General features: G+C 39.6%; 25 protein-coding genes. 17 read left to right on the plus strand and 8 right to left on the minus strand.

The genetic code is table 11. The features are described from left to right. Complete coding sequence (gene lpdA, locus V5M37_RS08625; protein WP_213140889.1) at positions 1-1,416, plus strand: dihydrolipoyl dehydrogenase; 1,416 nt, start codon at positions 1-3, stop codon at positions 1,414-1,416. A gap of 147 nt (positions 1,417-1,563) precedes the next feature. Continuing rightward, complete coding sequence (locus tag V5M37_RS08630; RefSeq protein WP_213116480.1) at positions 1,564-1,806, plus strand: hypothetical protein; 243 nt, start codon at positions 1,564-1,566, stop codon at positions 1,804-1,806. A gap of 82 nt (positions 1,807-1,888) precedes the next feature. On the opposite strand, the gene V5M37_RS08635 is transcribed toward V5M37_RS08630, so the two are convergent. Then, positions 1,889-2,323 (minus strand): DUF1885 family protein, encoded by a 435-nt coding sequence (locus tag V5M37_RS08635; protein WP_213141312.1) that lies wholly within the window; start codon positions 2,321-2,323, stop codon positions 1,889-1,891. Between the two features lie 285 nt (positions 2,324-2,608). On the opposite strand from V5M37_RS08635, the gene V5M37_RS08640 reads away from it, so the two are divergent. Further along, on the plus strand, positions 2,609-2,734 hold the full coding sequence (locus V5M37_RS08640) for a GapA-binding peptide SR1P (protein ID WP_213116478.1): 126 nt from the start codon (positions 2,609-2,611) through the stop codon (positions 2,732-2,734). A 57-nt stretch (positions 2,735-2,791) separates the two neighbouring features. On the opposite strand, the gene V5M37_RS08645 is transcribed toward V5M37_RS08640, so the two are convergent. Further along, the gene (locus tag V5M37_RS08645; RefSeq protein WP_213140888.1) at positions 2,792-4,264 is read right to left on the minus strand and encodes an aminotransferase class I/II-fold pyridoxal phosphate-dependent enzyme; all 1,473 of its coding nucleotides are present in this window, start codon (positions 4,262-4,264) and stop codon (positions 2,792-2,794) included. Positions 4,265-4,470: 206 nt separating this feature from the next. Here V5M37_RS08645 and V5M37_RS08650 point away from each other — a divergent pair, with 206 nt between their 5' ends. Both V5M37_RS08650 and V5M37_RS08655 read left to right on the plus strand, forming a co-directional pair. Further along, on the plus strand, positions 4,471-5,430 hold the full coding sequence (locus V5M37_RS08650; protein ID WP_423801598.1) for an NAD(P)H-dependent flavin oxidoreductase: 960 nt from the start codon (positions 4,471-4,473) through the stop codon (positions 5,428-5,430). 34 nt (positions 5,431-5,464) lie between these two features. Further along, entirely contained in the window at positions 5,465-5,737 is a 273-nt protein-coding gene (locus V5M37_RS08655; RefSeq protein WP_423801599.1) for a UPF0223 family protein, read from the plus strand. A 29-nt stretch (positions 5,738-5,766) separates the two neighbouring features. On the opposite strand, the gene V5M37_RS08660 is transcribed toward V5M37_RS08655, so the two are convergent. After that, positions 5,767-6,399 carry a YktB family protein gene (locus V5M37_RS08660; RefSeq protein ID WP_423801600.1) on the minus strand — a complete coding sequence of 211 codons (633 nt, stop codon included), beginning with the start codon at positions 6,397-6,399 and terminating at the stop codon, positions 5,767-5,769. Positions 6,400-6,566: 167 nt separating this feature from the next. Here V5M37_RS08660 and V5M37_RS08665 point away from each other — a divergent pair, with 167 nt between their 5' ends. Both V5M37_RS08665 and V5M37_RS08670 read left to right on the plus strand, forming a co-directional pair. Continuing rightward, positions 6,567-6,761 (plus strand): hypothetical protein, encoded by a 195-nt coding sequence (locus tag V5M37_RS08665; RefSeq protein WP_213140884.1) that lies wholly within the window; start codon positions 6,567-6,569, stop codon positions 6,759-6,761. Between the two features lie 276 nt (positions 6,762-7,037). Continuing rightward, positions 7,038-7,835, plus strand: coding sequence for an inositol monophosphatase family protein (locus V5M37_RS08670; RefSeq protein ID WP_423801601.1), 798 nt, complete (start codon positions 7,038-7,040; stop codon positions 7,833-7,835). A gap of 109 nt (positions 7,836-7,944) precedes the next feature. Here the strand turns inward: V5M37_RS08670 and V5M37_RS08675 are convergent, their stop codons facing one another. Further along, positions 7,945-8,130 (minus strand): YlaF family protein, encoded by a 186-nt coding sequence (locus tag V5M37_RS08675; RefSeq protein ID WP_423801602.1) that lies wholly within the window; start codon positions 8,128-8,130, stop codon positions 7,945-7,947. A 145-nt stretch (positions 8,131-8,275) separates the two neighbouring features. Here V5M37_RS08675 and typA point away from each other — a divergent pair, with 145 nt between their 5' ends. Genes typA through V5M37_RS08690 form a run of 3 tightly spaced genes read left to right on the plus strand, consistent with a single transcriptional unit; the run spans position 8,276 to position 10,745 of the window. Continuing rightward, the gene (gene typA, locus V5M37_RS08680) at positions 8,276-10,114 is read left to right on the plus strand and encodes a translational GTPase TypA (RefSeq protein WP_423801603.1); all 1,839 of its coding nucleotides are present in this window, start codon (positions 8,276-8,278) and stop codon (positions 10,112-10,114) included. A 19-nt stretch (positions 10,115-10,133) separates the two neighbouring features. Beyond that, complete coding sequence (locus V5M37_RS08685; RefSeq protein WP_213116469.1) at positions 10,134-10,439, plus strand: YlaH-like family protein; 306 nt, start codon at positions 10,134-10,136, stop codon at positions 10,437-10,439. Positions 10,440-10,451: 12 nt separating this feature from the next. Next, positions 10,452-10,745 carry a hypothetical protein gene (locus V5M37_RS08690; RefSeq protein ID WP_423801604.1) on the plus strand — a complete coding sequence of 98 codons (294 nt, stop codon included), beginning with the start codon at positions 10,452-10,454 and terminating at the stop codon, positions 10,743-10,745. Between the two features lie 31 nt (positions 10,746-10,776). Here V5M37_RS08690 and V5M37_RS08695 read toward each other — a convergent pair whose 3' ends face one another. After that, positions 10,777-10,977: a YlaI family protein gene (locus tag V5M37_RS08695; RefSeq protein WP_213116467.1), complete on the minus strand. Its 201-nt coding sequence runs from the start codon at positions 10,975-10,977 to the stop codon at positions 10,777-10,779. A 158-nt stretch (positions 10,978-11,135) separates the two neighbouring features. Between V5M37_RS08695 and V5M37_RS08700 the strand changes: the two genes are divergently transcribed. Further along, positions 11,136-11,591, plus strand: coding sequence for a pyridoxamine 5'-phosphate oxidase family protein (locus tag V5M37_RS08700; RefSeq protein WP_213116466.1), 456 nt, complete (start codon positions 11,136-11,138; stop codon positions 11,589-11,591). Positions 11,592-11,611: 20 nt separating this feature from the next. Here the strand turns inward: V5M37_RS08700 and V5M37_RS08705 are convergent, their stop codons facing one another. Further along, positions 11,612-12,202 (minus strand): YhcN/YlaJ family sporulation lipoprotein, encoded by a 591-nt coding sequence (locus tag V5M37_RS08705; protein WP_423801605.1) that lies wholly within the window; start codon positions 12,200-12,202, stop codon positions 11,612-11,614. Positions 12,203-12,410: 208 nt separating this feature from the next. Here V5M37_RS08705 and V5M37_RS08710 point away from each other — a divergent pair, with 208 nt between their 5' ends. Further along, complete coding sequence (locus V5M37_RS08710; RefSeq protein WP_213140877.1) at positions 12,411-13,739, plus strand: PhoH family protein; 1,329 nt, start codon at positions 12,411-12,413, stop codon at positions 13,737-13,739. 25 nt (positions 13,740-13,764) lie between these two features. Here V5M37_RS08710 and V5M37_RS08715 read toward each other — a convergent pair whose 3' ends face one another. Continuing rightward, positions 13,765-14,262 (minus strand): peptidyl-prolyl cis-trans isomerase, encoded by a 498-nt coding sequence (locus tag V5M37_RS08715; RefSeq protein WP_423801606.1) that lies wholly within the window; start codon positions 14,260-14,262, stop codon positions 13,765-13,767. Between the two features lie 166 nt (positions 14,263-14,428). Here V5M37_RS08715 and V5M37_RS08720 point away from each other — a divergent pair, with 166 nt between their 5' ends. The 3 genes from V5M37_RS08720 to pyc all read left to right on the plus strand — a co-directional run bounded on the left by V5M37_RS08720 (position 14,429) and on the right by pyc (position 19,612). Further along, positions 14,429-14,710 (plus strand): YlaN family protein, encoded by a 282-nt coding sequence (locus tag V5M37_RS08720; protein WP_213141311.1) that lies wholly within the window; start codon positions 14,429-14,431, stop codon positions 14,708-14,710. A 192-nt stretch (positions 14,711-14,902) separates the two neighbouring features. Beyond that, complete coding sequence (gene ftsW, locus V5M37_RS08725; protein WP_423801607.1) at positions 14,903-16,105, plus strand: putative lipid II flippase FtsW; 1,203 nt, start codon at positions 14,903-14,905, stop codon at positions 16,103-16,105. A gap of 63 nt (positions 16,106-16,168) precedes the next feature. Beyond that, positions 16,169-19,612, plus strand: a complete 3,444-nt coding sequence (gene pyc / locus V5M37_RS08730) for a pyruvate carboxylase (RefSeq protein ID WP_423801608.1) — start codon at positions 16,169-16,171, stop codon at positions 19,610-19,612. A gap of 36 nt (positions 19,613-19,648) precedes the next feature. Here the strand turns inward: pyc and V5M37_RS08735 are convergent, their stop codons facing one another. Next, positions 19,649-20,557, minus strand: a complete 909-nt coding sequence (locus V5M37_RS08735) for a COX15/CtaA family protein (protein ID WP_423801609.1) — start codon at positions 20,555-20,557, stop codon at positions 19,649-19,651. Positions 20,558-21,121: 564 nt separating this feature from the next. On the opposite strand from V5M37_RS08735, the gene cyoE reads away from it, so the two are divergent. Both cyoE and coxB read left to right on the plus strand, forming a co-directional pair. Next, positions 21,122-22,048 (plus strand): heme o synthase, encoded by a 927-nt coding sequence (gene cyoE / locus V5M37_RS08740; RefSeq protein ID WP_423801610.1) that lies wholly within the window; start codon positions 21,122-21,124, stop codon positions 22,046-22,048. Between the two features lie 114 nt (positions 22,049-22,162). Continuing rightward, a complete protein-coding gene (gene coxB, locus V5M37_RS08745) occupies positions 22,163-23,221 on the plus strand; it encodes a cytochrome c oxidase subunit II (RefSeq protein ID WP_423801611.1) in 1,059 nt (352 codons plus the stop codon). Positions 23,222-23,235 lie beyond the last annotated feature (14 nt).

Consider the following 23,235-nt stretch of genomic DNA (forward strand, 5'->3'; position numbering starts at 1 on the left):
ATGGTAGTTGGAGATTTTCCGATTGAAACAGAAACTATAGTCATCGGCTCTGGTCCTGGCGGGTATGTGGCAGCTATTCGTGCTGCTCAACTAGGACAAAAGGTAACAATTGTAGAAAAGGAATATGTAGGCGGAGTATGTTTAAATGTCGGCTGTATTCCTTCAAAAGCTTTAATCGCCGCAGGTCATCGTTATGAAACTGCCCTTCATTCCGAGGGCTTCGGGATTACAGCTGAAAATGTAAAGGTTGACTTCTCGAAGGTTCAAGAATTTAAAGCTGGTATTGTAAAAAAATTAACCGGCGGTGTTGAAGGCTTATTAAAAGGGAATAAAGTGAACATTGTACGCGGAGAAGCATACTTTGTGGATGCTAATACTCTTCGTGTAATCAATGAAGATTCTGCTCAAACTTATACTTTTAATAATGCTATTATTGCAACTGGTTCCCGTCCTATTGAACTGCCGGCATTTAAATATTCAAAGCGTGTTCTAAATTCGACTGGTGCCCTTAATCTAAACGAAATTCCTGAGAAAATTGTCGTGATTGGCGGCGGTGTTATCGGGATTGAACTTGGCGGTGCTTATGCAAACTTTGGCAGTCAGGTGACGATTTTGGAAGGTGCCGAGGAAATTTTAGGCATGGGTGTTTTTGATAAGCAAATGGCGGCCTTGGTTAAGCGCAATATGAAGAAAAAAGGCGCGGAGTTCTATACGAAAGCCTTGGCTAAAGGTGTGGAAGAGACAGAAAACGGCGTCGTGGTAACCTTTGAAACAAAAGGTGAAGAAAAGAAAATCGAAGCCGATTACGTTTTCGTCATGGTTGGACGTCGTCCGAATACTGATGAAATGGGTCTTGAACAAGCTGGGGTGAAATTATCTGAGCGCGGATTGATCGAAATCGACAAACAATGCCGAACTAATATTAGCAATATTTACGCTATTGGTGATGTCGTGGCAGGCCCTCAATTAGCCCACAAGGCATCATACGAGGCTAAAATTGCTGCGGAGGCAATTTCGGGACATCCTTCTGAAATTGATTATTTAGGAATTCCTGCCGTTGTATTCTCTGAGCCTGAGTTGGCTGCAGTTGGATATACTGAAGCGCAGGCGAAGGAAGAAGGAATGGAAGTAACGGTTGCTAAGTTCCCATTTGCAGCAAATGGCCGTGCTCTATCGCTTGACTCAAGTGATGGTTTCTTACGATTAGTTACGCGGAAAGAAGACGGCCTTGTAATCGGTGCACAAATTGCCGGTGCAAACGCATCTGACATGATTGCTGAGCTTGGTCTTGCGATTGAAGCAGGGATGACTGCTGAAGATTTGGCTATGACTATCCATGCCCACCCAACCCTTGGTGAAATCACTATGGAAGCAGCGGAAGTAGCTCTAGGAAGTCCAATTCACATCCTTAAATAATAAAAAAAGTCCCTTTCGTACATATAACGAAAGGGGCTTTTTTATGGGGAAATCAAATATTTGCAGTTGGCAATGCAAAATTTTACAAATAATTTGCTGTTCCTATAATATAATTATTTTAATAAATGTAACTGCGTGGTGACAAAGATGAGGGTTTATATCGTCATGATGCTGCAATTTATTATATGGAGTGGCTATACATTAATCGAATGGCTGTCAAAACACGATCAGCTTCTATTCAAAGTTATTATGTTTTTCGTCTTTTTTTATTTGGCTTTCATTATTGGCAACAAAATCACCAATTCTTTCCGCAAAACACTTTTTATTACCACATTAAGCCTAGTGGTCTATACATCAATCCATTACACCATGGCACGTTATATACATTAAAAAAAGCTCCTTTTAGGAGCTTGGATTGTCAAAAAACATTCGATAGCTTTTCAACAAGTCTGTTGAAGCTCCCTTTGGGAGCTTATTTTCTTGGGTAAAAGTACATAATTCTTTCGTTAAAGAGGTGCAATTCCCCTTGAAGCTTTTTGGCTAGGAATTTGCAAAATTCATTTGCTTTTCCTTTATCTCCGTATGTAGATTGTTCCGGCAAGGTAACCTGAATATATGTCTGCTCATATTCCCCGCCTTCTTCTGTTTTGACAGTTTCTTTATCAACACCTATTAAAATGGCAAAGTAACGTTCATGGTCAGAATGTAAATAAAACCAGTTTCCTTTTCCTTCAGCTGTTTCTTTTATCTCATAAGGTAGTGCTGCATCCTCAAATTGCCAATTCAGCTGATCGCCAGTTTTGCTTGTAATGTCTTTATAGTAGTGAAATAAATCCTTTACTTCTTCGATTGTAATCGTTTGCTTCGCTGATGAAGGCACGAGCTTTATATATGCATTTAAAGCCATCATTATCCCCCTTATATACCTGTAATATCACCTCTTTTATTCTAGCATTGAATAAAAAATAATGACAACTTAAATAGGTATATTTATAAACTTTTCTTTATTTGTACAGTTTGAAGCTAAAATGTTTGTTATTGGGACAATTTTAACTCCTATTTAAATTATTATTTTTTAAATGTGACATACAATTAGGCTTGAAATTTTTAATGTGATATATTATTATGATTTCAAGGATAGTAAATCGCTTTCAATTTAGTGATAATTCCACAAAAAAGGGGACTAATAAGCATGGGTACTATTGTATGCCAAACTTGTAATTCAACAATTGATCATTTTGAAGATGAAAAAGTAACGGTTCTCTATTCAAAATGCGGCTGCTGCTGCGAAAGCCATGGGGAAAAAGAAGTGAAATAAATATAATTTACTTAAAAATAAACAGGATTCCATTAGGAATCCTGTATTTTTTATTTGCTATTGAATTGCCTTATATTCTTTAATAACCCGGATTGTTTTCAATTCATCGTCCTCCGGTCCTTGAACAGGCAGTCCGGCCTCCAAGTTTTTCTTTATATAGTGGAGGTTTTCTTTCGTAATAATCTCACCAGGAATAAAAATTGGGATTCCTGGAGGATACACCATAATGAATTCAGCAATTATTCTCCCCTCAGATTTCTCCAGGGCTACTACTTCCGTTTCAGAGTAAAACGCATCCCTCGGAGTTAAGGCAAGCAAAGGAATTTCCGGAAGGAGAACCTCAACAGGCTCAATCTTTTCAGAACGATTCTCATACTCTTTAGAAAGCTCCCTTAGGGCGGTTACTAAAATATCCCCTTCATTTTCAGTATCTCCTAAAGTAATGATACAGAGGATGTTGTAAAGGTCAGACATTTCCACTTCGATATTGTGCTTTTCCCGGAGCCATTTTTCTACTTCATAGCCAGTAAGCCCTAAATCTTTGACGGAAATAATCAGTTTTGTCGGGTCATAATCAAATATGGCTTTGGAATCTAAAATTTCTTCACCAGGGCAATAAAGATGTTCTATTTCGTTCACTCTTTGACGGATGGACTGCGCAAGGCGAATCGTTCTGTCAATTAATTCTTTTCCTTTCATCACCAGTTGTTTCCTGGCAACATCCAGCGAAGCCAATAATAAATAAGAAGTGGATGTTGTCGTAAGCATGCTGAGAATGGATTGAACATGTTTAACCGAAACAAGACCTTCTTTAACATTTAAGATGGAGCTTTGCGTCATCGAACCGCCAAGCTTATGGACGCTGGTTGCAGCCATATCCGCACCTGCCTGCATGGCTGATATTGGAAGGTCTTCATGGAAATGAATATGGACTCCATGGGCCTCGTCTACAAGGACTGGCACTTCGTAGGAGTGGGCAATTTCCACGATTCTTTTTAAGTCGGCGGATACTCCAAAGTAAGTAGGGTTAATGACTAATACTCCTTTGGCATCAGGGTGCTGTTCAAGTGCTTTTTCCACTGATTCCGGTGTAATACCATGGGAAATCCCCAGCTCCATGTCAATTTCCGGATGGATAAATACAGGAATTGCGCCTGAAAAGACAATGGCCGACATGACTGATTTATGGACATTTCGTGGCACAATGATTTTATCTCCAGGGCCGCAAACTGCCATAACCATTGTCATAATGGCTCCGCTGGTACCTTGGACTGAAAAGAAAGTATGGTCGGCGCCAAAAGCTTCTGCCGCCAATTCCTGGGCCTGCTTAATCATTCCTTTGGGTGAATGGAGGTCATCAAGCGGTCCAATATTGATTAAGTCAATGGAAAGAGCATTCTCACCAATGAACTCTCGGAATTCCGGATCCATACCGGCTCCTTTTTTATGTCCAGGTATATGAAATTGAATTGGATTTCTATTGGCATGTGCTAATAAACCGCTAAAGAGCGGTGTTTGATTTTGGGACAATTTATACACACCTCTTATTAAGATCTCTTATAAATAAAAATTCAAAAAAACAAATTGAATTATAGCATTAAATATGTGGTCTGCATAGGAATTCTGTAAATTTTTATCCGAATGGATTTATAAAATTTAGTTTCCCAAAAGAAAAGGAAATTTACCCGTTTGAAACGAAATAACAAATAACGACTAATTAAGGAGTGATTTTTCATATGAATTGGCAGACACGAGTAACAGAAATATTAAATATCCGCTATCCAATTGTTCAAGGCGGGCTTGCGTATTTAGCTTATTCTGATTTAGCTGCAGCCGTATCCAATAGTGGCGGCCTTGGGCAAATTACGGCCATGTCCTTGGCAAGTCCTGAACTTCTTAGAGAAGAAATTAAGAAGGTTAGAGAATTAACAGATAATCCTTTTGGAGTGAACTTTGCCATCGGACAAACCGGAAGGCCTTTTGCTGACTTTTTGCAGGTAGCGATTGATGAAGAAGTCCCTGTTATTTCTATGACTGGCGGAAATCCGGCTCCTATTTTTGAACAATTAAAGGGTATATCCATTAAAAAGCTTGTCCTTGTTGCTGCAAGAAGGCAGGCAGTGAAGGCGGAGGAACTTGGCGCTGATGCTGTAATGGTAGTTGGGCAGGAAGGAGGAGGGCATCTCGGCCGTGATGATCTAGGTACTATGGTGTTAATTCCTCAGGTTGTCGATTCAGTGTCAATACCGGTTATTGCTTCGGGCGGAATAGGTGATGGCAGAGGGCTAATGGCCGCACTCAGTTTAGGTGCTGAAGGAATAGAGATGGGTACTCGTTTTATTGCCACTAAGGAATGTGTTCATGCTAATGATGTGTATAAAAATGCATTGATTGAAGGCACTGAAACTGATACAGTGGTGATTAAGCGCTCGCTCGGCGCACCAGCAAGAGCAATTGCGAACACATGGACAGATAGAATTCTTGAAATTGAAAAGAATCATGGCGGTTATGAAGAGCTTAAGGATTTTATTAGTGGAAAAGCTAATCAACAGTACATTTATAATGGTGAAGTTGATAAAGGCTTCGCTTGGGCGGGCCAGGTCATGGGACTCATTAAAGACGTACCGTCTACTGCCGAGCTTTTTGATCGGATTATCCTTGAAGCTGAACAAATTCGCCGGAAGTGGAAAGAATAAGAAACAATATAAAAGAGAGTCAGCAGGTGATCACATGGAATATCAGTATCCAATAGACTACAGATGGTCGACAGAGGAAATTGTTGATGTCGTTCATTTCTTTGAAGCCATTGAAAAAGCGTATGAGTCCGGAATTGAACGCGACCAGCTGATGTCCGTCTACCGGAGATTTAAGGAAATTGTCCCAAGTAAAGCAGAGGAAAAGACCGTTTGCGGTGAATTTGAAGAAATCAGCGGATATTCATCCTATCGGGCCATTAAAAAAGCAAAAGAAGCTTCTTCCGGTGAGAGGATTATGATGAAATAAACAAAGGAGACATTAGCTGTCTCCTTTGTTTATTTCAAATTACAAGCAATTTTATATATTGGTGCAACCTTTAGGAATACATTTTCGATTTCATTTATCAAGCCTTCAGAGCCAAGCGCGATGGCAGCTTCTCTATCTATCGTATAGCCGCACAATAGTTCTGCTTTTTTTACTGTTTGTAAGCGGTCGATTAGCCCCTTTAATTCTTCCTTTGATATTTCCCTGTGTGAGAAAGTATCCGGCTTCGTATGATCAGCAGACCACGCAAATTCTTTTGGTATTTCTTTATATATCTTGGTCAATTTTTTTGACAGACGCTCTGCGATTACTTCCTTCTGTGGAGCTTCATAAATAACCGCAAACCAAATAAATAAATGGGTATGCCATAAGCCGATTTGAAAATGAGGCAGCATTTTATAGCCCCGCGGATTATTGGCGAAAGCCACCCAGGTATCCTTTGGCGGATTAACTGTCCGCCTTGCATGTTTGGCAATATGAACAAACATTTCATCACCAGTTAATACATTCAAGGATGGGGCGAAATGATGGCCCAATTGCTCTAATTTAGGACGAATGGAGGTTTTTAAAGCTTCCATTCTATTCTCCAATCCCTCGACTAAAAACACATTAAAATCTTCTTCGGTAAATCCTTTAAAATCCATCCCTATACCTCCTATAAGCCACTCCCCAAACATTGTAGCATAATGCCTTTACAGACATGAAATGAACAGCATCTGGGTTAAAGCACATATTTGTTCCAACATTTCAAAATGCCTCATATTATACAGTAAAAAATAAACCGAAATGAATCCTAGGGGGAGGAGAAAAGGTGAAGCAGTTGATGAATACATCACTTAAAAAAGTTGGCGAAAAGCAAAAAGCAGCAGTTCTAAGATTGGAAATGGACTATGAATTAGCAGTTTTATTTGAAGCGATTGAAGAAAAAGACGAGAAAAAAATCAAAGAATGCAAACAGAAGCTTGAAAGAATCCGTTTGGAATTAATGCGGCTAAAAGCTTTATAAAAATAAATTTGTATTAATAATTTAAGGGGATACAAAATAGAATGAAACGAAAAGTTTTCATAATCTAAACGAACTCCAATGTTGACGGGGGAGTTCGTTTATTATTGTGTTTGGAAAAAGTTAATAAAAGTAAAAAAGGAATCAAGGATAAAGGCGCTAAAAGTTGATGATTGGCGTATCTTTGATTAAGCTATAGATACATGAAATTTTTTCCGTATCTCATACTACATACATCGAAAGCTCACAAGAAATAAAGATAAATTGGAGTGAAGAAGGATGAATTGGGAAAGTCTTTATTCCCAGGCAAAACAATGGGTAAACGAAGCAGGAGAGAGTATTCGGAAATCCTTTAATCAGCGCTTAAGTATTCAAACCAAATCAAATGCCAATGATTTGGTAACGAATATCGATAAAGAAACAGAACAATTTTTTATCAAAAAAATAAAAGAGGCTTACCCTCATCATAAAATCATGGGAGAAGAAGGGTTCGGAGATAAATTGGACAGCCTTGAGGGAATCGTCTGGATGATTGATCCAATCGATGGAACGATGAACTTTATTCATCAGCAAAGGAATTTTGCGATTTCTATCGGGGTCTATGAAGACGGTGTTGGCAAAATTGGGTTAGTTTATGATGTGGTTCATGATGAATTGTACCATGCTTTTTCCGGCAAGGGAGCCTATCTGAATGAAACTCCGATTGCGAATTTAAGCGAGACTTCAGTGAAAAAGTCCATAATTGCCTTGAATGCAACATGGGTAATGAAAAATCACCGAATTGACCATAATTTGTTAATTCCATTAGTTAGGGATGCAAGAGGGACGAGATCCTATGGGTCGGCGGCTTTAGAGATGGTGTTTGTAGCTACTGGCAGAGTAGACGCATATATCTCCCTGCGTTTGTCCCCCTGGGATTATGCAGCAGGGGCCGTGATTATCAAGGAGCTTGGTGGAGTTGTCACTAATTTAAGGGGAGAGAAGCTGGATTACCTTACACAAGACTCCCTTTTTGTTGCTAAGCCGGGGCTGCATCAAACGATTCTTCAAGAATATTTAAAGGGCGGAAAATGGTAAAGAAGCTGACTTAATAAGGTCAGCCTCTTTTTTTAGCTAATAAGAAAGTATAAATTCAACAACGCCTCATGAACCGTCCTAACGGACTCGCCAATCGGCGAGTTTTCATTTATAACGTTCCGTTTTCACGCATTTTCTTTTTTGTTTTAAAACCAAGTCCCATGATAACGATAACAGCAATAATACATCCTAATATCCCTAACAGGCTTTTTTCGGCTATAGCAACACCTATTCCCATAATGCATGCTGCGGCAAGGATTGCATAAATGAGGAACGGCCATTTTACATTTTTCATGATCTTTACTCCTTTATCAAAACTTTATTTTTCATTCTACAATAAAATACTTTTAAGTTTCCACTTCTATTATGGTATAATGTTTTAGTTGTAAATGAAACTATAAATAGATTTTACCCGAAAATAGTCAGGAGATGGAACTTCTTTGAAGAAAAGAGATAATATAAGAAACATTGCAATTATTGCGCACGTTGACCACGGAAAAACCACTTTGGTGGACCAGTTATTAAAACAGGCAGGAACGTTTCGTTCAAATGAGCATGTTGATGAACGAGCCATGGATTCCAATGATTTGGAAAGAGAGCGCGGCATTACAATCCTTGCCAAAAATACTGCTATTCAATATAAAGATACAAGAATTAACATCCTGGATACTCCCGGACACGCTGACTTCGGCGGGGAAGTAGAACGGATTATGAGAATGGTCGATGGTGTTCTGCTCGTGGTGGACGCATATGAAGGCACTATGCCGCAAACAAGATTTGTGTTAAAAAAGGCGTTGGAACAAAATCTGACTCCAATCGTGGTGGTAAATAAAATCGACCGTGACTTTGCCCGTCCAGCAGAGGTTGTAGATGAAGTGATCGACTTGTTTATCGAACTGGATGCCAATGAGGAACAATTAGAATTTCCTGTCATCTATGCATCAGGCATCAATGGAACAGCAAGTTTGACTCCGGATAAACAAGATGAAAATATGCAGTCATTATACGAAGCCATTATTGAACACATTCCTTCACCAGTCGATAACAGGGAGGAACCGCTGCAATTTCAGGTAGCCCTTCTGGATTACAGTGACTATGTAGGAAGAATTGGTATTGGCCGTGTCTTCCGCGGAACGATGAAAGTGGGACAACAGGTTGCTTTAATGAAGCTTGATGGCTCAGTCAAACAGTTCAGGGTAACGAAAATATTTGGTTTCTTTGGATTAAAGCGCGAGGAAGTTCAAGAAGCGGTTGCCGGTGACTTAGTGGCTGTTTCCGGTATGGAGGATATTAATGTCGGGGAAACCGTCTGTCCAGTAGAAAATCAGGAAGCCCTGCCAGTGCTAAGGATTGATGAACCAACCCTGCAAATGACTTTTGCTGTCAATAACAGCCCATTTGCCGGCCGTGAAGGAAAATATTTAACATCCAGAAAGATTGAGGAAAGACTTCAAGCTCAATTGCAAACAGACGTCAGCTTACGTGTCGAAAATACAGACTCGCCAGATGCATGGATTGTTTCCGGACGCGGAGAACTGCACCTTTCCATCTTAATTGAAAACATGCGCCGTGAAGGATATGAGCTTCAAGTATCCAAACCAGAGGTTATTGTTAAGGAAATTGATGGAGTACGCTGTGAGCCAATCGAGAGGGTACAAATTGATGTTCCTGAGGAGCATACCGGTTCTGTCATGGAATCTCTTGGAGCTCGTAAAGGTGAAATGCTTGATATGATTAATAATGGAACAGGTCAGGTTCGGCTAATATTTAATGTTCCTGCCCGCGGCTTAATTGGCTACACAACAGAATTTTTGACGCTGACCAGAGGGTACGGAATCATCAATCATACATTTGACAGCTACCAGCCAATGGCTACGGGTCAGGTTGGCGGAAGAAGACAAGGTGTACTAGTCTCAATGGAGTCGGGTAAAGCATCAACTTATGGTATTATGCAAGTGGAAGACCGCGGAACCATTTTTGTTGAGCCGGGAACGGAAATTTACGAAGGAATGATCGTAGGGGAACATACTCGTGAAAATGACCTGACAGTTAATATTACGAAGGTTAAGCAGGCAACAAATGTTCGCTCTGCCAATAAAGATCAGACTTCTGTTATTAAAAAGCCTCGTCTCTTGACCTTGGAGGAATCTTTGGAGTATTTAAATGACGATGAATTTTGTGAAGTGACTCCACAATCAATCCGTCTTCGTAAGAAAATTCTTGATAAAAACGAACGGGAACGTTTGGCTAAAAAGAAAAAATATGCTGAAATGAGTTAATAAAAGGAGTGCAATTTAAATGGAAGGATTCTCCCCCACTCTAAGATTTTTCATGCAGCTTACAGATGTTAAAACGGCTGTTTGGCTACAGTTTATATATATCGTGATTTTGGCTGTCGTTGTATATAAATTGGGGTATGCGAAGAAGCTGCCTCTTTTAAAAAACGTGGTCATTTATACTTGTCTCGTAATTGGATGCTTAGTTTTGCTGATTCTTTCTTATGCATTGCCAGTAGCCGAAGCGTTAGCTGTATCTGCGCTAATCTTAATCATTTATAAAATCCGCCTGCATCAATCGAAAAAGCAGCAGTCGGAGGCAAAGTAATGGGGGGATACGATGAATTCCGTTCAGGATGTTTTATATAATTGGCTGACAATAAAAGTAGTTAGTGATGCCCGTCCGGAAGATACGGCTGCGATAGATACCTTAAAGCATTTCGAACGAATGCTTAAGGATGAATACCATATTAGCAAAGTTGAAATTACGCGCGATGAAGTGATGTACTATGTTGCCTATCAGCAGGGGGAAGATAGTAAAAAAACACGTTTCCCACGGGAATTAATTGAAGTTATGCTGGACCAAATCAGTAGAGAACCAGAGAAATACGAAAACTTTCCTATTGCAGATTAAAAAAAGAGGCTGACCGGAAAAGTCAGCCTCTTTACCATTCATCCCTATCTGATTTTGGCCTGAGAAAACGGAAATTTCCAGTCTCCAGCCGGTCGTTCGTTTTTTTCGCTATACGTTCCTGACATGGATCGCACATATATGTATGGATTGGACGATTTCTTAAACGTTTTGCCTCTGGAGATTCGTCATCAATCGTTTCAATTTTATCACAAAGCACGCATTTAACTCTCATTATGCACCTCTTTATATTTCTTGGTTACTACTTATTATACTATAGTATCAAGGCTGTCTGTAGGGGAACGTTGTATTAGTTGAAGAAAAAAAGAGATAGTAGTAATATGGGAATATCTGTTTTAAGGCAGCATGAAGAAAAAGGAGTTGAAAATAGAAATGGTCAATCAAGTCGAACCAAAATTAATTAAACCATTATATGAGGAATTGCAAAAAGAAAGATTTGTTACGCTGGCTACCGTTGATTATGAAACAGGTGGACCAAATGTCAGTGCTATATCCTGGGTGCTTGCAAAAGATGAAAATATCATCTATTTTGCGGTTGATAACCGTTCCAGAATCATTGAAAATATAAATAAAAATAACCATGTCGTTATTAATATTATCGCAAATGAGTCTACATACTCCATCCAGGGAGAAGCCAATTTAAAAGAAGAAAGACTGAAAGACGTTCCGTTAAAACTGGCCCTTATTGAAGTGAAAATTAAGGAAGTAAGGGATGTCATGTTTTATGGCTCTAAAATTGTTCAGGAAGTCCAATATGACAAAACCTATGATAAAAATGCCGCTGAAAGATTGGACAGGCAGGTCATGGATGCAATAAGAAAAGCTTAGCCTACAGCTAAGCTTTTTTCTCATTTATGATAATTAGACTGTTTTTCCTGCTCTTTTTCAAGCTGTTTTTCTTGTTTTGCAGGGAGCTTTTTATCGGGTTCTTCCGTTGCGTTTTTCGGATTAGGGGTTATTAAATCTCCAGGTATTTCCGGCATTAACCTCCCGGCAACGTCAGCTAGCTCCTCCATAATCCCTTTGATTGGACGCCCGTTGTTTATATCCGCCTGAATTTCTTTGAGCCGCTCAGTGGTATCGGCATCTGCTACAACGATGGCATTGGCACCATACCGATCCTTTTTGAGGCTTTCTGCCACGGAATATTTTATAGTCCCCACCTGAGAACGGTCAATTTTGGCATTTACATCGATTCCAACGATTGCGTAACGCCCTATTACCACGGCAGTTGCATCATTTACATTCGGTACGCTTGTCGCCAGTTCCACCAACCGCTTTGATATTTCCTGGCCCGTTTTTCGGTCTACACTTTCTATGTAGCTATTTTTTACATTTACTAATTTATTTTGTTGATTTTTTGCCGTCTCGTTATTTTGATTCGTATTACATCCCGTTAATAATAAGAAAATGGCAGCTGTCACTAAAATCTTCTTCATAAAAAACCCTCCCAAAAGGCTAATTAAAAGACTGGGAAAATTCACATAATATTCTATTTGATATGAAGGTCCCAACTAACAATTATTGTGCGGAACACCTTCTATCTTTATTCCAATAAACATATATTTTACCAAAGTCCAACCGGCAAAATGGCATGTATAGTAATGTTACACTTTCCATACACCAAGTAAAGCAGGAGGCGTCGCTTTGAGTAAAATATACGTGTTAGATACAAACGTCTTATTACAAGACCCGTATTCCATTTTTTCCTTTCAAGATAATGAAGTAGTTATTCCTGCAGTCGTACTTGAAGAAGTGGACTCAAAGAAAAGGTACATGGATGAAATCGGTAGAAATGCTAGGCATGTATCAAGATTAATTGATGGTCTCAGAGCCTCGGGAAAGCTCCATGAAAGAATCCCGCTTGAAAATGGAGGAACCATCAGAATTGAGCTGAATCACCGATCATTTCATGAGCTCCAAGATATTTTTGTTGAAAAAACAAATGATAATCGAATTCTTGCGGTTGCGAAGAATTTGTTTTTAGAGGAACAAACAAAGGAGAATGGGAAACCCGTTATTCTAGTCAGCAAGGATGCATTAGTAAGAGTAAAAGCAGATGCCATCGGACTATCTGCAGAGGATTTTCTAAATGACCGGGTGGTGGAAGTTGATTCTTTATATACGGGATTTCTTGAGGTCTATATCCCAAAAGACCTGTTAAACCGTTATTATGAGAAAGGAGAACTTCTACTTTCAGAAATCGCCAATTATACTTTTTATCCAAACCAATTTCTGATATTAAAGGATTCCCTCGGAAGCTCTGCCTCGGCGATTGGGATGGTTAATATAACGGCCAAGAAGGTCAAGAAGCTAGCGCTGAACCAAGAGCATGTTTGGGGAATTCATTCGCGGAATGTACAGCAAACAATGGCAATCGAATTGCTGCTGCGAAAAGATATCCCGCTCGTAACTTTAATCGGCAAAGCAGGAACAGGAAAAACCTTGCTGGCATTAGCCGCTGGACTTATGCAGACAGAAGATTTCCACGAATATAAAAAACTGCTCGTCGCCCGGCCGATTGTTCCGGTCGGCAAGGATTTAGGCTTTTTACCAGGTGAAAAGCAGGAAAAGCTGCGGCCGTGGATGCAGCCAATTTTTGATAATTTGGAATTTCTGTTTAATACAAAAAAACCGGGGGAACTGGATGCAATCTTAGCTGGTATGGGATCCATTGAGGTGGAGGCACTAACTTATATTCGGGGGAGGAGTCTTCCTAAGCAATTTATTATTATCGATGAAGCGCAGAATCTGACCAAGCATGAAGTGAAAACGATTATAACCAGGGTTGGAGAGGACAGTAAGATCGTTTTAATGGGGGATCCGGAGCAGATTGATCATCCATATCTTGATGCTTATAATAACGGTTTAACCTATGTCGTGGAGAAATTTAAAAATCAAGTTATTTCCGGTCATGTGAAACTATTAAAAGGGGAAAGGTCGGGATTGGCACGGCTAGCCGCGGATTTATTGTAAGTAAAAACGGGCAAGATTGCCCGTTCTATTTTACGATAAAAGCTTTTACTTTTTTAATAGGATTTTGCTGGTTTGAGCCGTCGCCAAAATAAACATGAACAGGGCCATCAGCGGATAGCTGCTTGCCTTTATCTGAGAATCCCAAAATCAACTCATAGGCCTCATTTAAGGGCAACTCATAATTATCATCTTCTGTTTCAATTACAAGCACTGATGCGGTGCTTGCCGGCTCGGAATTTTTCAGAAATGGTTTAAATAGAATTCCGAAGGTTCCGGTTAGCATCTTTTGTTTTTCATATATGCGCTCTGTTTTTAATGTCGGAGGGAAGACGGCTCCTTCCATGATTTCACGGTCCCAGTGCTTTGACACGGCTTTCGTATATGCTTCCGTAGAATCGGTATTATCTTTCTCAGTTGAAAAATGAGTAGTTAAATCAAGCCGGCGATCATCGAAGATCCAAACACTTGGGTCAAGTGTAATTGGATATTTTACTTTACCTGTTATATTGATAATGCGTTCCATTGTCAATCCTCCTTATTTACATTACTAAGTATAGCCTTTTTCTGCTCGAAAGTCATAATTATTCAATCGAGCGGCAGCTAAGCCTTATTGTTCTTGCAATTTTCCGCTGCAAAAGGTAAAATTTATAGATAAGTTGAATATTCGCTCTGAAATGGGGGGATCAATGTTGGCGTCTGAAATGATCGTGAATCACCAGGAAAAAGCTTTTGCCTTATTGCAGGCAGACGCTGAAAAAATATTAAAGCTTATCAAAGTGCAAATGGACAATCTCACGATGCCTCAATGCCCTCTTTATGAAGAGGTGTTGGATACCCAAATGTTTGGCCTTTCTAGAGAAATAGACTTTGCGGTAAGATTGGGCTTAATAGATAGCAAGGATGGGAAAGCGATTTTAGATCAATTGGAACGAGAACTATCTGCGCTTCACGATGCATCCATAAAAAAATAACACAAAAGGACTCAAACAATGCTTGCGATTGTTTGAGTTTTTTGTTATATATAGAGTTAATATTTTTTACCTCACTTTTCTGAATTTTCTCTATTAAAATCTTGTAACAAATAATTGTTTCTTCAAGTCATAACATGAAATTTCGATTATAATAGAATGGTATAAACCTAAATTGAAAATGAGGATGTAAGCATGGTAAAGAAAATATTAAAATCATATGATTATTCTCTAATCATTGCCATTATACTTTTATGTACTTTTGGTTTAATCATGATTTATAGCTCGAGCATGGCTTGGGCCGTCCAAAGGTATGATGTGCCAAGTGATTATTTTTATCAAAAGCAAAAAATGTGGCTGCTATTGTTTGCTTTGATCTTCCTTTTTACCGCTATCATTCCGTATAAAATTATGAAGTTTACGCAAGTAATGGTATTTATTGTTCTGACCTCCCTTATCACTTTATTGGGACTTTTCGTATTTGGTACTGTCGCAGGCGGCGCACAAAGCTGGTATCAGATTGGTGGTTTTAAATTTCAGCCTTCTGAATTTGTGAAACTGGCAATTATCATTTATTTGGCAGCTGTTTATTCGAAAAAGCAGGATTATATCAATCAATTTAACAAAGGGGTACTACCTCCAATTTTCTTTCTTTTTATAGTTTGTGTATTAATTGCTCTTCAGCCTGATTACGGCACAGCGAGCATCATTGCCCTCATTGCCGGCATGATCATTTTTAGTTCTGGAATGAATTATAAAACGATTGGAAAACTGCTTATGATGGCTATAATCATTATCCTGCCTCTTTTTATTGCGGCTAAGGGGTTTATCTTTTCTGAAAAACGGCTTGAACGATTCTCATCCTGGGGCGATCCGTTTGCTGATGCCCAAAACGCTGGATTTCACCTTGCAAATTCCTTTATTGCGATAGGACAGGGCGGTATAAATGGTTTGGGTCTAGGTAAAAGCATTCAAAAGCTAGGCTATTTGCCGGAATCTCATACTGACTTTATTATGGCGGTAATTGCCGAGGAATTAGGAATTTGGGGTGTAGGCTTTGTCATCCTGCTGCTAGCTTATATTGTTTTGCGTGGGATTTATATCGGCTTGCAATGTAAGGACCCCTTCGGCAGTCTCCTTGCGATTGGAATTTCAAGTATGATTGGGATTCAAACATTTATTAATCTTGGCGGGATCTCTGGGGTTATTCCGTTAACAGGTGTTCCCCTGCCGTTCATCAGCTATGGAGGTTCCTCCTTGTTAATGCTGGCTGCGGCAATGGGAATCCTTGTTAACGTTTCTATGTTTGTTAAATATGAGAAAAAATATAAAACCAAAAAACAAACAGTGGATACTAAAGTGCAAAGCGGTAATGGAAAAGTTATTTATATGAAATAAAAATGAGGGGGCTGATTATCAGCCTCCCGCATTTTTAAAAATACATAGATTGAGGTGTTTTATGTGGCAAGACAAATAAATAAAATATTGGTTGCAAACCGTGGAGAAATTGCAATCAGGGTTTTTCGCGCCTGTACTGAACTGAATATTCGAACTGTTGCGATTTATTCAAAGGAGGATTCCGGCTCTTATCATCGCTATAAAGCAGATGAGGCATATTTAGTGGGCGAAGGAAAGAAACCAATTGATGCCTATCTGGATATTGAAGGAATCATTGGGATTGCTAAAAGAAGTGGTGCAGACGCCATTCATCCGGGCTATGGTTTTTTGTCGGAGAATATCCACTTTGCCAGACGCTGCGAAGAAGAAGGGATTGTGTTTATCGGTCCTGCATCTAAACATTTAGATATGTTTGGCGATAAGGTAAAAGCCCGCTACCAGGCTGAACTGGCGGGAATACCAGTTATACCAGGGAGCGGCGGCCCTGTTAACAGTGTTGAGGAAGTGCTGGAATTTGCCGAAGAACATAGCTTCCCAATCATCATCAAAGCAGCGCTTGGCGGCGGTGGACGAGGAATGAGAATTGTCAGAAGCCGCGAAGAAGTTCGTGAAGCATTTGAACGGGCTAAATCAGAAGCAAAGGCAGCCTTCGGAAACGATGATGTTTATCTGGAAAAATTAATTGAAAAACCTAAACATATTGAGGTTCAGATTATTGGAGATAAAGAAGGAAATATTGTTCATCTTTTTGACAGGGATTGCTCTGTCCAGCGGCGCCACCAAAAGGTGGTCGAGATTGCTCCAAGCGTCTCCCTTACTGATGAGTTAAGAAAGCAGATTTGTAATGCTGCTGTAAAATTAATGAAAAATGTCAATTACATCAATGCAGGAACAGTGGAATTTCTAGTTTCGGAAAATGACTTTTATTTTATTGAGGTAAACCCTCGTGTTCAAGTGGAGCATACCATTACAGAAATGGTAACAGGTATCGATATTGTCCAGACACAGATTTTAGTTGCCGAGGGACATGAACTGCATGGGCCTTTAATTGGGATACCGGTACAAGAAAAGATTCTTTTATATGGATATGCTATTCAATCCAGGGTTACAACAGAAGACCCGTTAAATAACTTTATGCCTGATACCGGCAAAATTATGGCGTACCGCTCTGGTGGTGGTTTTGGCGTTCGACTGGATGCCGGGAATGGATTTCAAGGCGCAGTCATTACTCCTTACTATGATTCATTATTAGTGAAGCTTTCCACATGGGCATTGACGTTTGAACAGGCGGCTGCAAAAATGGTTCGTAATTTGCAGGAATTCAGGATAAGAGGAATCAAAACGAATATTCCATTTTTAGAAAACGTTGTGAAACATGAATTGTTCCTAAACGGCAAGTATGATACCTCCTTTATTGATACAACACCTGAACTGTTTATTTTCCCAGTCCGTAAAGACAGGGGAACAAAAATGCTGTCCTATATCGGCACCGTAACAGTAAATGGTTTTCCGGGCATTGAAAAAAAGAAAAGACCTGTTTTTTCAAAGCCGCGAATTCCTTCTCTGCCATTTGATTTAGCATATAAAGAAGGGACTAAACAAATTTTAGAAAAGCAAGGAGCTGATGGCCTCGTCCAGTGGGTAAAAGATCAAAAGCAGGTGCTGTTAACTGACACAACTTTCCGAGACGCCCATCAATCATTGCTCGCAACACGGATGCGCACAACTGATATCGCTCATATCGCCGAACCGACAGCAAAGCTATTGCCGGAGCTATTTTCTTTTGAAATGTGGGGAGGAGCTACGTTTGACGTGGCCTACCGGTTCCTTAAGGAAGACCCTTGGGACCGTCTCTTGAATCTTCGCGAAAAGATTCCGAATGTTCTGTTCCAAATGTTAATTCGCGGAGCAAATGCTGTTGGGTATAAAAACTATCCTGACAATTTGATCAAGGAATTTGTTATGCAATCAGCGTCGGCTGGGATAGATGTGTTTCGAATTTTTGACAGCTTAAACTGGATCAAGGGAATGGAAGTGGCTATCGACGCTGTAAGGCAGACCGGAAAGATCGCCGAAGCATCCATTTGTTATACTGGGGATATATTGGACCCTGCGAGAACGAAATACAATCTTGATTACTATAAAAACCTCGCCAAAGAGCTTGAAAATCAAGGTGCCCATATTCTTGGCATAAAGGATATGGCAGGCCTATTGAAGCCAGAAGCTGCTTACCGGCTTGTGTCAGAATTAAAAGCGACAATCGATATACCAATCCACCTTCATACTCATGATACTAGTGGTAATGGGATTTATACTTATGCCCGTGCAATCGACGGAGGTGTAGATATTGTCGATGTTGCCTTGAGTTCAATGGCAGGGTTAACCTCCCAGCCGAGTGGTAACTCCCTTTATTACGCTTTAGAAGGCAATCAGCGAAAGCCTGATGTAAACATCGATGCTCTAGAAAAGCTTTCCCATTATTGGGAGGATGTCCGTAAATATTATCAAGATTTTGAGTCCGGAATGATGTCGCCGCATTCGGAAATTTATCAGCATGAAATGCCGGGGGGGCAATACAGCAACCTTCAGCAGCAGGCAAAGGCAGTCGGGCTTGGCGAGCGCTGGGATGAAGTAAAGGAAATGTACTCCCGTGTAAACCAAATGTTTGGCGATATTGTCAAGGTAACCCCATCCTCAAAGGTTGTTGGCGATATGGCGTTGTTCATGGTGCAAAATGACTTAAACGAGGAAGACGTCGTATTAAAAGGAAATTCGCTCGATTTCCCTGATTCAGTTGTTGAATTGTTTGAAGGTTATTTAGGTCAACCGCATGGCGGATTCCCTGAGGAGCTGCAAAAGGTGATTTTAAAAGGCAAGAAGCCTTTGGAAGTGCGACCTGGAGAACTGCTTGAACCAGTTGATTTTAATACGTTACAAGAAGAGCTTTATGAGGAATTGGGAAGACAGGTAACTGATTTTGAAATTATTTCGTATGCCCTTTATCCAAAGGTGTTTATGGAATATGCTAAAACAACAGAGCTGTATGGGGATATTTCCGTTCTTGATACTCCAACCTTCTTATATGGAATGCGATTGGGCGAAGAAATTGAAGTAGAAATCGAAACAGGTAAAACGCTAATTGTGAAATTAGTTTCGATTGGTCAGCCGCAGGCAGACGGGACAAGAGTCATCTATTTTGAATTAAATGGCCAGCCTCGTGAAGTGGTTATAAAAGATGAGAGTATTAAAGCAAAGGTTGTCTCTAGACTTAAAGGGGATCCGAAAAATGAAAACCATATTTCCGCCTCGATGCCTGGAACAGTTATTAAAGTATTGGTAGAGAAGGGTGAAAAGGTAGAACGTGGTGATCATTTGATGATTACGGAAGCGATGAAGATGGAAACGACCGTTCAAGCACCATTTTCCGGTGTTGTAAAGGACATCTACGCATTAAACGGTGACTCTATTCAAACCGGTGACCTCTTGATTGAACTAGTTAAGGCATAAAGAAAAAGGCTGTCTCAAACTCGAGACAGCCTTTTTTTAATGAAAGTTCCTTTTTGACCTTGAATATAAAAGGACAAAATAGCTTAAGAGACCGAATAAACAAGTAATAAAAAAAGCATGCAGCAAGGCGATGTAAAGGTTTAGGCGGCTAAAAATGATAAATGCGCCTGCGGTTACTTGCAATGATACTAATATAAACGAAATAATCCAGCCCCAATATAGGACTCTTTGGTGCTTATAATGACGGACAGCAAGCACAGTAATGTAAAGAATCCAGAGAAAAATCAAGCCCGCGGCCGTTCGGTGGCCCATTTGCACCCATTCATATAGATTGCTTGGAAGTCCGGGAGAATCGTTTAGACAAAATGGCCAATCCCTGCAGACAAGGCTTGATTTTGTATGACGGACAAGGGCGCCGGTATAAATGACGATATAACTATAAATGGTAACGCCAATAATATGGAAACCCATCCGTTTATCAATATAGAGTTTCTCGGCGGCGAACTTTTTATCGATTTCAAAAATGAGCAGCGTTAATAAGAAAACAGCCGCAAATGAAATGAGAGAAATACCGAAATGTAAAGCCAGGACGAAATCAGATTGTCCCCATTTTACTGCAGCAGCTCCGATTAACCCCTGGAGCAGCAGAAAGAAAAAAGACAGAAAGGAAAGAAATTTTGTTTCCCTTACATGCCCGATTGCCTTCCAAGACCAAACGGACAATATTAATACCATGATGCCGACTGCACCTGAAACAAGCCGGTGGGCAAGTTCAATAATAAGTTCCGGTGTAATGTCCGAAGGCAGAATCTTGCCGTGGCATAATGGCCAAGATCTGCCGCAGCCCATTCCAGAACCCGTTTTGGTAACGAGTGCCCCGCCGAGTAAAATAAGTATCATTCCAATGGTGGTGGCAACAGCCAACCACTTCAAAGAGCGTCGCAAAAAATTTCACCTCTAACTAAAGTTCAATAATTTGTCAAAAAAAATTCTTGACAGTATAATGGATAAAAAAAGAAGCAAGATTAAAAGTACTTATACATCATAACGAATTATCCAAAAAAAGAACAGAATTTCAGCCTAGTTTCTTATAGGATTTTTTTTGAAAATGGATAATGTTAATTTATTACTATTATTATAGTGGAAAACGTTGAAACTTAGGGTGTAGTCTGTTAGAACTATAGAGGGATGAATTTTTCAAGAGACCGAAGGGTTTGCATACTGCAGTCTTAATTCCGACAATCCAATATTAATACTGTTGAAATAAATACATAAAAGACTTCCTTTTTATTTTTTTACAAAACTTTAATGGCCTGAACAAGGGGAAAATAAGAAGAAATTTTATTTAGTCACAAATTAGTCAAAAATTATTCAAAAAAAGTTCACAAAAATTCCTGAAAGTGTGATTTAATATACAGAGAAAGTGTTATTGAAATCACGGTATACATAATGAGGGTATGCTTCATCAAGTGATAAAGGACAGTATTAAGAATCAGGAGGAGAAATTAAATGTCCAACTCAAAGGCTGCCATAGGAAATGGTGCGACAAGCCTGGATTCTGTTTCAGAAAAAACATCCGTTTGGAAAGACTTTATGGCCCTTATCAAAATTGGAATCGTTAATTCCAATCTGATCACTGTCTTTACAGGTCTTTGGCTCGCATTGCATTTTTCCGGCCTTAGCTTTTTGAATAATTTAGATATTGTCTTCTTTACAGTGGCGGGTTCGGCTTTAATCGTTGCCGGTTCCTGTGCAATAAACAATTACGTTGACCGGGATATCGATCACTTAATGGAAAGAACAAAATCTAGACCTACTGTTACCGGGAAAGTGGTGCCGGTAAAAGTTTTGGGGTTAGGTATTTTACTTATAGGACTGGGAACACTGTTTTTATTGTTTACAACGATAACTGCAACAGTAATAGGACTGCTTGGAGTTTTTAGTTATGTTTTCTTATATACATTATGGTCAAAAAGACAGCTAGTCTCAAATACCATTATTGGCAGTATTTCTGGGGCTGTACCACCGTTGATTGGCTGGGCTGCAGTAGATGCAAATCTTGATGTCATGGCATGGGCGTTATTTGTGTTAATGTTTGTTTGGCAGCCGCCTCATTTCTATGCTTTGGCGATGAGAAGGGTGAAAGAGTATAAAGCTGCGAACATCCCAATGCTTCCTGTAGTGAAAGGGTTTAAAACGACAAAAATTCACATTTTACTCTGGGTTGCAGTGCTTTTGCCAATCCCATTTTTTCTTACTAAATTAGGAATCCCATTTCTAATTCTTGCCACCGTCTTAAATCTCGGCTGGCTTGCATTAGGGATTTATGGATATAAGATCAAAGATGACATAAAGTGGGCAAAACTAATGTTTGTTTACTCATTGCAATATTTGACTATTATTTTTGTGGCGATGGTTATAGTTACATTAATCTAGTTTTGCTGACGTTTCTTTCCTGAAGCAATTTTTTTGAGGGAAAGGGGTCGTACATACTTCTTTGATCAATCAATAAAATAATAAACTAAAAGTGAAAGAGGGGTTTGATTAAGCATGAAAAGGCTAGCAAATTGGCGTTTATTCTCGCTGTTTGCGATGGTAGCGCTTGTACTTTCCGGTTGTGGTAAACCATATTTATCCACATTAAATCCAGCCGGTGAAGTTGCGGACATCCAGTACGATTTGATGGAGCTAAGCACGATAATTATGGTTGGCGTTATTATTGTAGTTATGTTAATTTTTGTTATCGTCTTTTTCCGTTTTAGAAGGAAGGATGACAGGATACCAAAACAGGTAGAAGGAAGTCATAAATTAGAAATTATTTGGACCGTTATTCCGATTCTTTTGCTTTTGGTTCTAGCTGTTCCAACTGTTTCCGCAACATTTAAGCTTGCGGATGTTAAAACAATGGATGACAAAAACTCTAAAGCAGTTGTAGTTAATGTTCGTTCTCATTTATATTGGTGGGATTTCGAATATCCTAAACAAAAGATTGTAACCAGCCAAGAGCTAGTTGTACCAACCGATGAAAAGGTATATTTCAGTTTGAAATCCATGGATGTTAAACACTCCTTCTGGATTCCGGCTGTAGGCGGAAAGCTTGATACAAATACAGACAATATTAATAAATTTTGGTTAGAGTTTGATGCAGCAAAGGCTAATGAAGCAGGAAATCTTTTCTATGGGAAATGTGCTGAGCTTTGCGGACCATCCCATGCTTTAATGGACTTTAAAGTAAAAGCAATGAGCAAAGACGATTTCAATGCTTGGGTGAAAGATATGCAGAGCGTCAAAGCGCCTGAAAAAGCCCAAACTGCTTTAGCACAGCAAGGTCAGGATATCTTTAATAAAAGCTGTATTGGCTGCCATGCAGTAACACCTGAAAACAAAATGCCGGAAACAGCTCGTATCGCGCCGAACCTTTCAAACTTTGGCGAAAGATCACGTGTAGCTGGTATTTTGGACCATAATAAGGAAGAAGTAAAAAATTGGATTCGTAATCCAGAAACCTATAAGCCAGGCAACACTATGACTGGTAAGTATCCGCAAATGACGGAAGATCAGCTAAATGCTTTAGCAGAATATCTGATGGGCTTAAAGGTTCAGGACTAATAGGGGATTTGGTT

Origin of the sequence: Neobacillus sp. SAB-20_R2A (genome assembly GCF_049568635.1) — a bacterium.
Classification (GTDB): Bacteria; Bacillota; Bacilli; order Bacillales; family Cytobacillaceae; genus Neobacillus; species Neobacillus citreus.

Bases quoted from the DNA above. Each gene is read 5' to 3' on its own strand.
- V5M37_RS08650 (WP_423801598.1), top strand. From the start codon at position 4,471: ATGAATTGGCAGACACGAGTAACAGAAATATTAAATATCCGCTATCCA.
- V5M37_RS08695 (WP_213116467.1), bottom strand. From the start codon at position 10,977: ATGAGAGTTAAATGCGTGCTTTGTGATAAAATTGAAACGATTGATGAC.
- V5M37_RS08715 (WP_423801606.1), bottom strand. From the start codon at position 14,262: ATGGAACGCATTATCAATATAACAGGTAAAGTAAAATATCCAATTACA.
- coxB (WP_423801611.1), top strand. From the start codon at position 22,163: ATGAAAAGGCTAGCAAATTGGCGTTTATTCTCGCTGTTTGCGATGGTA.
- V5M37_RS08685 (WP_213116469.1), top strand. From the start codon at position 10,134: ATGGAAGGATTCTCCCCCACTCTAAGATTTTTCATGCAGCTTACAGAT.
- V5M37_RS08660 (WP_423801600.1), bottom strand. From the start codon at position 6,399: ATGGATTTTAAAGGATTTACCGAAGAAGATTTTAATGTGTTTTTAGTC.
- V5M37_RS08675 (WP_423801602.1), bottom strand. From the start codon at position 8,130: ATGAAAAATGTAAAATGGCCGTTCCTCATTTATGCAATCCTTGCCGCA.
- cyoE (WP_423801610.1), top strand. From the start codon at position 21,122: ATGTCCAACTCAAAGGCTGCCATAGGAAATGGTGCGACAAGCCTGGAT.
- V5M37_RS08670 (WP_423801601.1), top strand. From the start codon at position 7,038: ATGAATTGGGAAAGTCTTTATTCCCAGGCAAAACAATGGGTAAACGAA.
- V5M37_RS08640 (WP_213116478.1), top strand. From the start codon at position 2,609: ATGGGTACTATTGTATGCCAAACTTGTAATTCAACAATTGATCATTTT.
- V5M37_RS08655 (WP_423801599.1), top strand. From the start codon at position 5,465: ATGGAATATCAGTATCCAATAGACTACAGATGGTCGACAGAGGAAATT.
- V5M37_RS08635 (WP_213141312.1), bottom strand. From the start codon at position 2,323: ATGGCTTTAAATGCATATATAAAGCTCGTGCCTTCATCAGCGAAGCAA.
- V5M37_RS08630 (WP_213116480.1), top strand. From the start codon at position 1,564: ATGAGGGTTTATATCGTCATGATGCTGCAATTTATTATATGGAGTGGC.
- ftsW (WP_423801607.1), top strand. From the start codon at position 14,903: ATGGTAAAGAAAATATTAAAATCATATGATTATTCTCTAATCATTGCC.
- V5M37_RS08705 (WP_423801605.1), bottom strand. From the start codon at position 12,202: ATGAAGAAGATTTTAGTGACAGCTGCCATTTTCTTATTATTAACGGGA.
- V5M37_RS08690 (WP_423801604.1), top strand. From the start codon at position 10,452: ATGAATTCCGTTCAGGATGTTTTATATAATTGGCTGACAATAAAAGTA.
- V5M37_RS08700 (WP_213116466.1), top strand. From the start codon at position 11,136: ATGGTCAATCAAGTCGAACCAAAATTAATTAAACCATTATATGAGGAA.
- lpdA (WP_213140889.1), top strand. From the start codon at position 1: ATGGTAGTTGGAGATTTTCCGATTGAAACAGAAACTATAGTCATCGGC.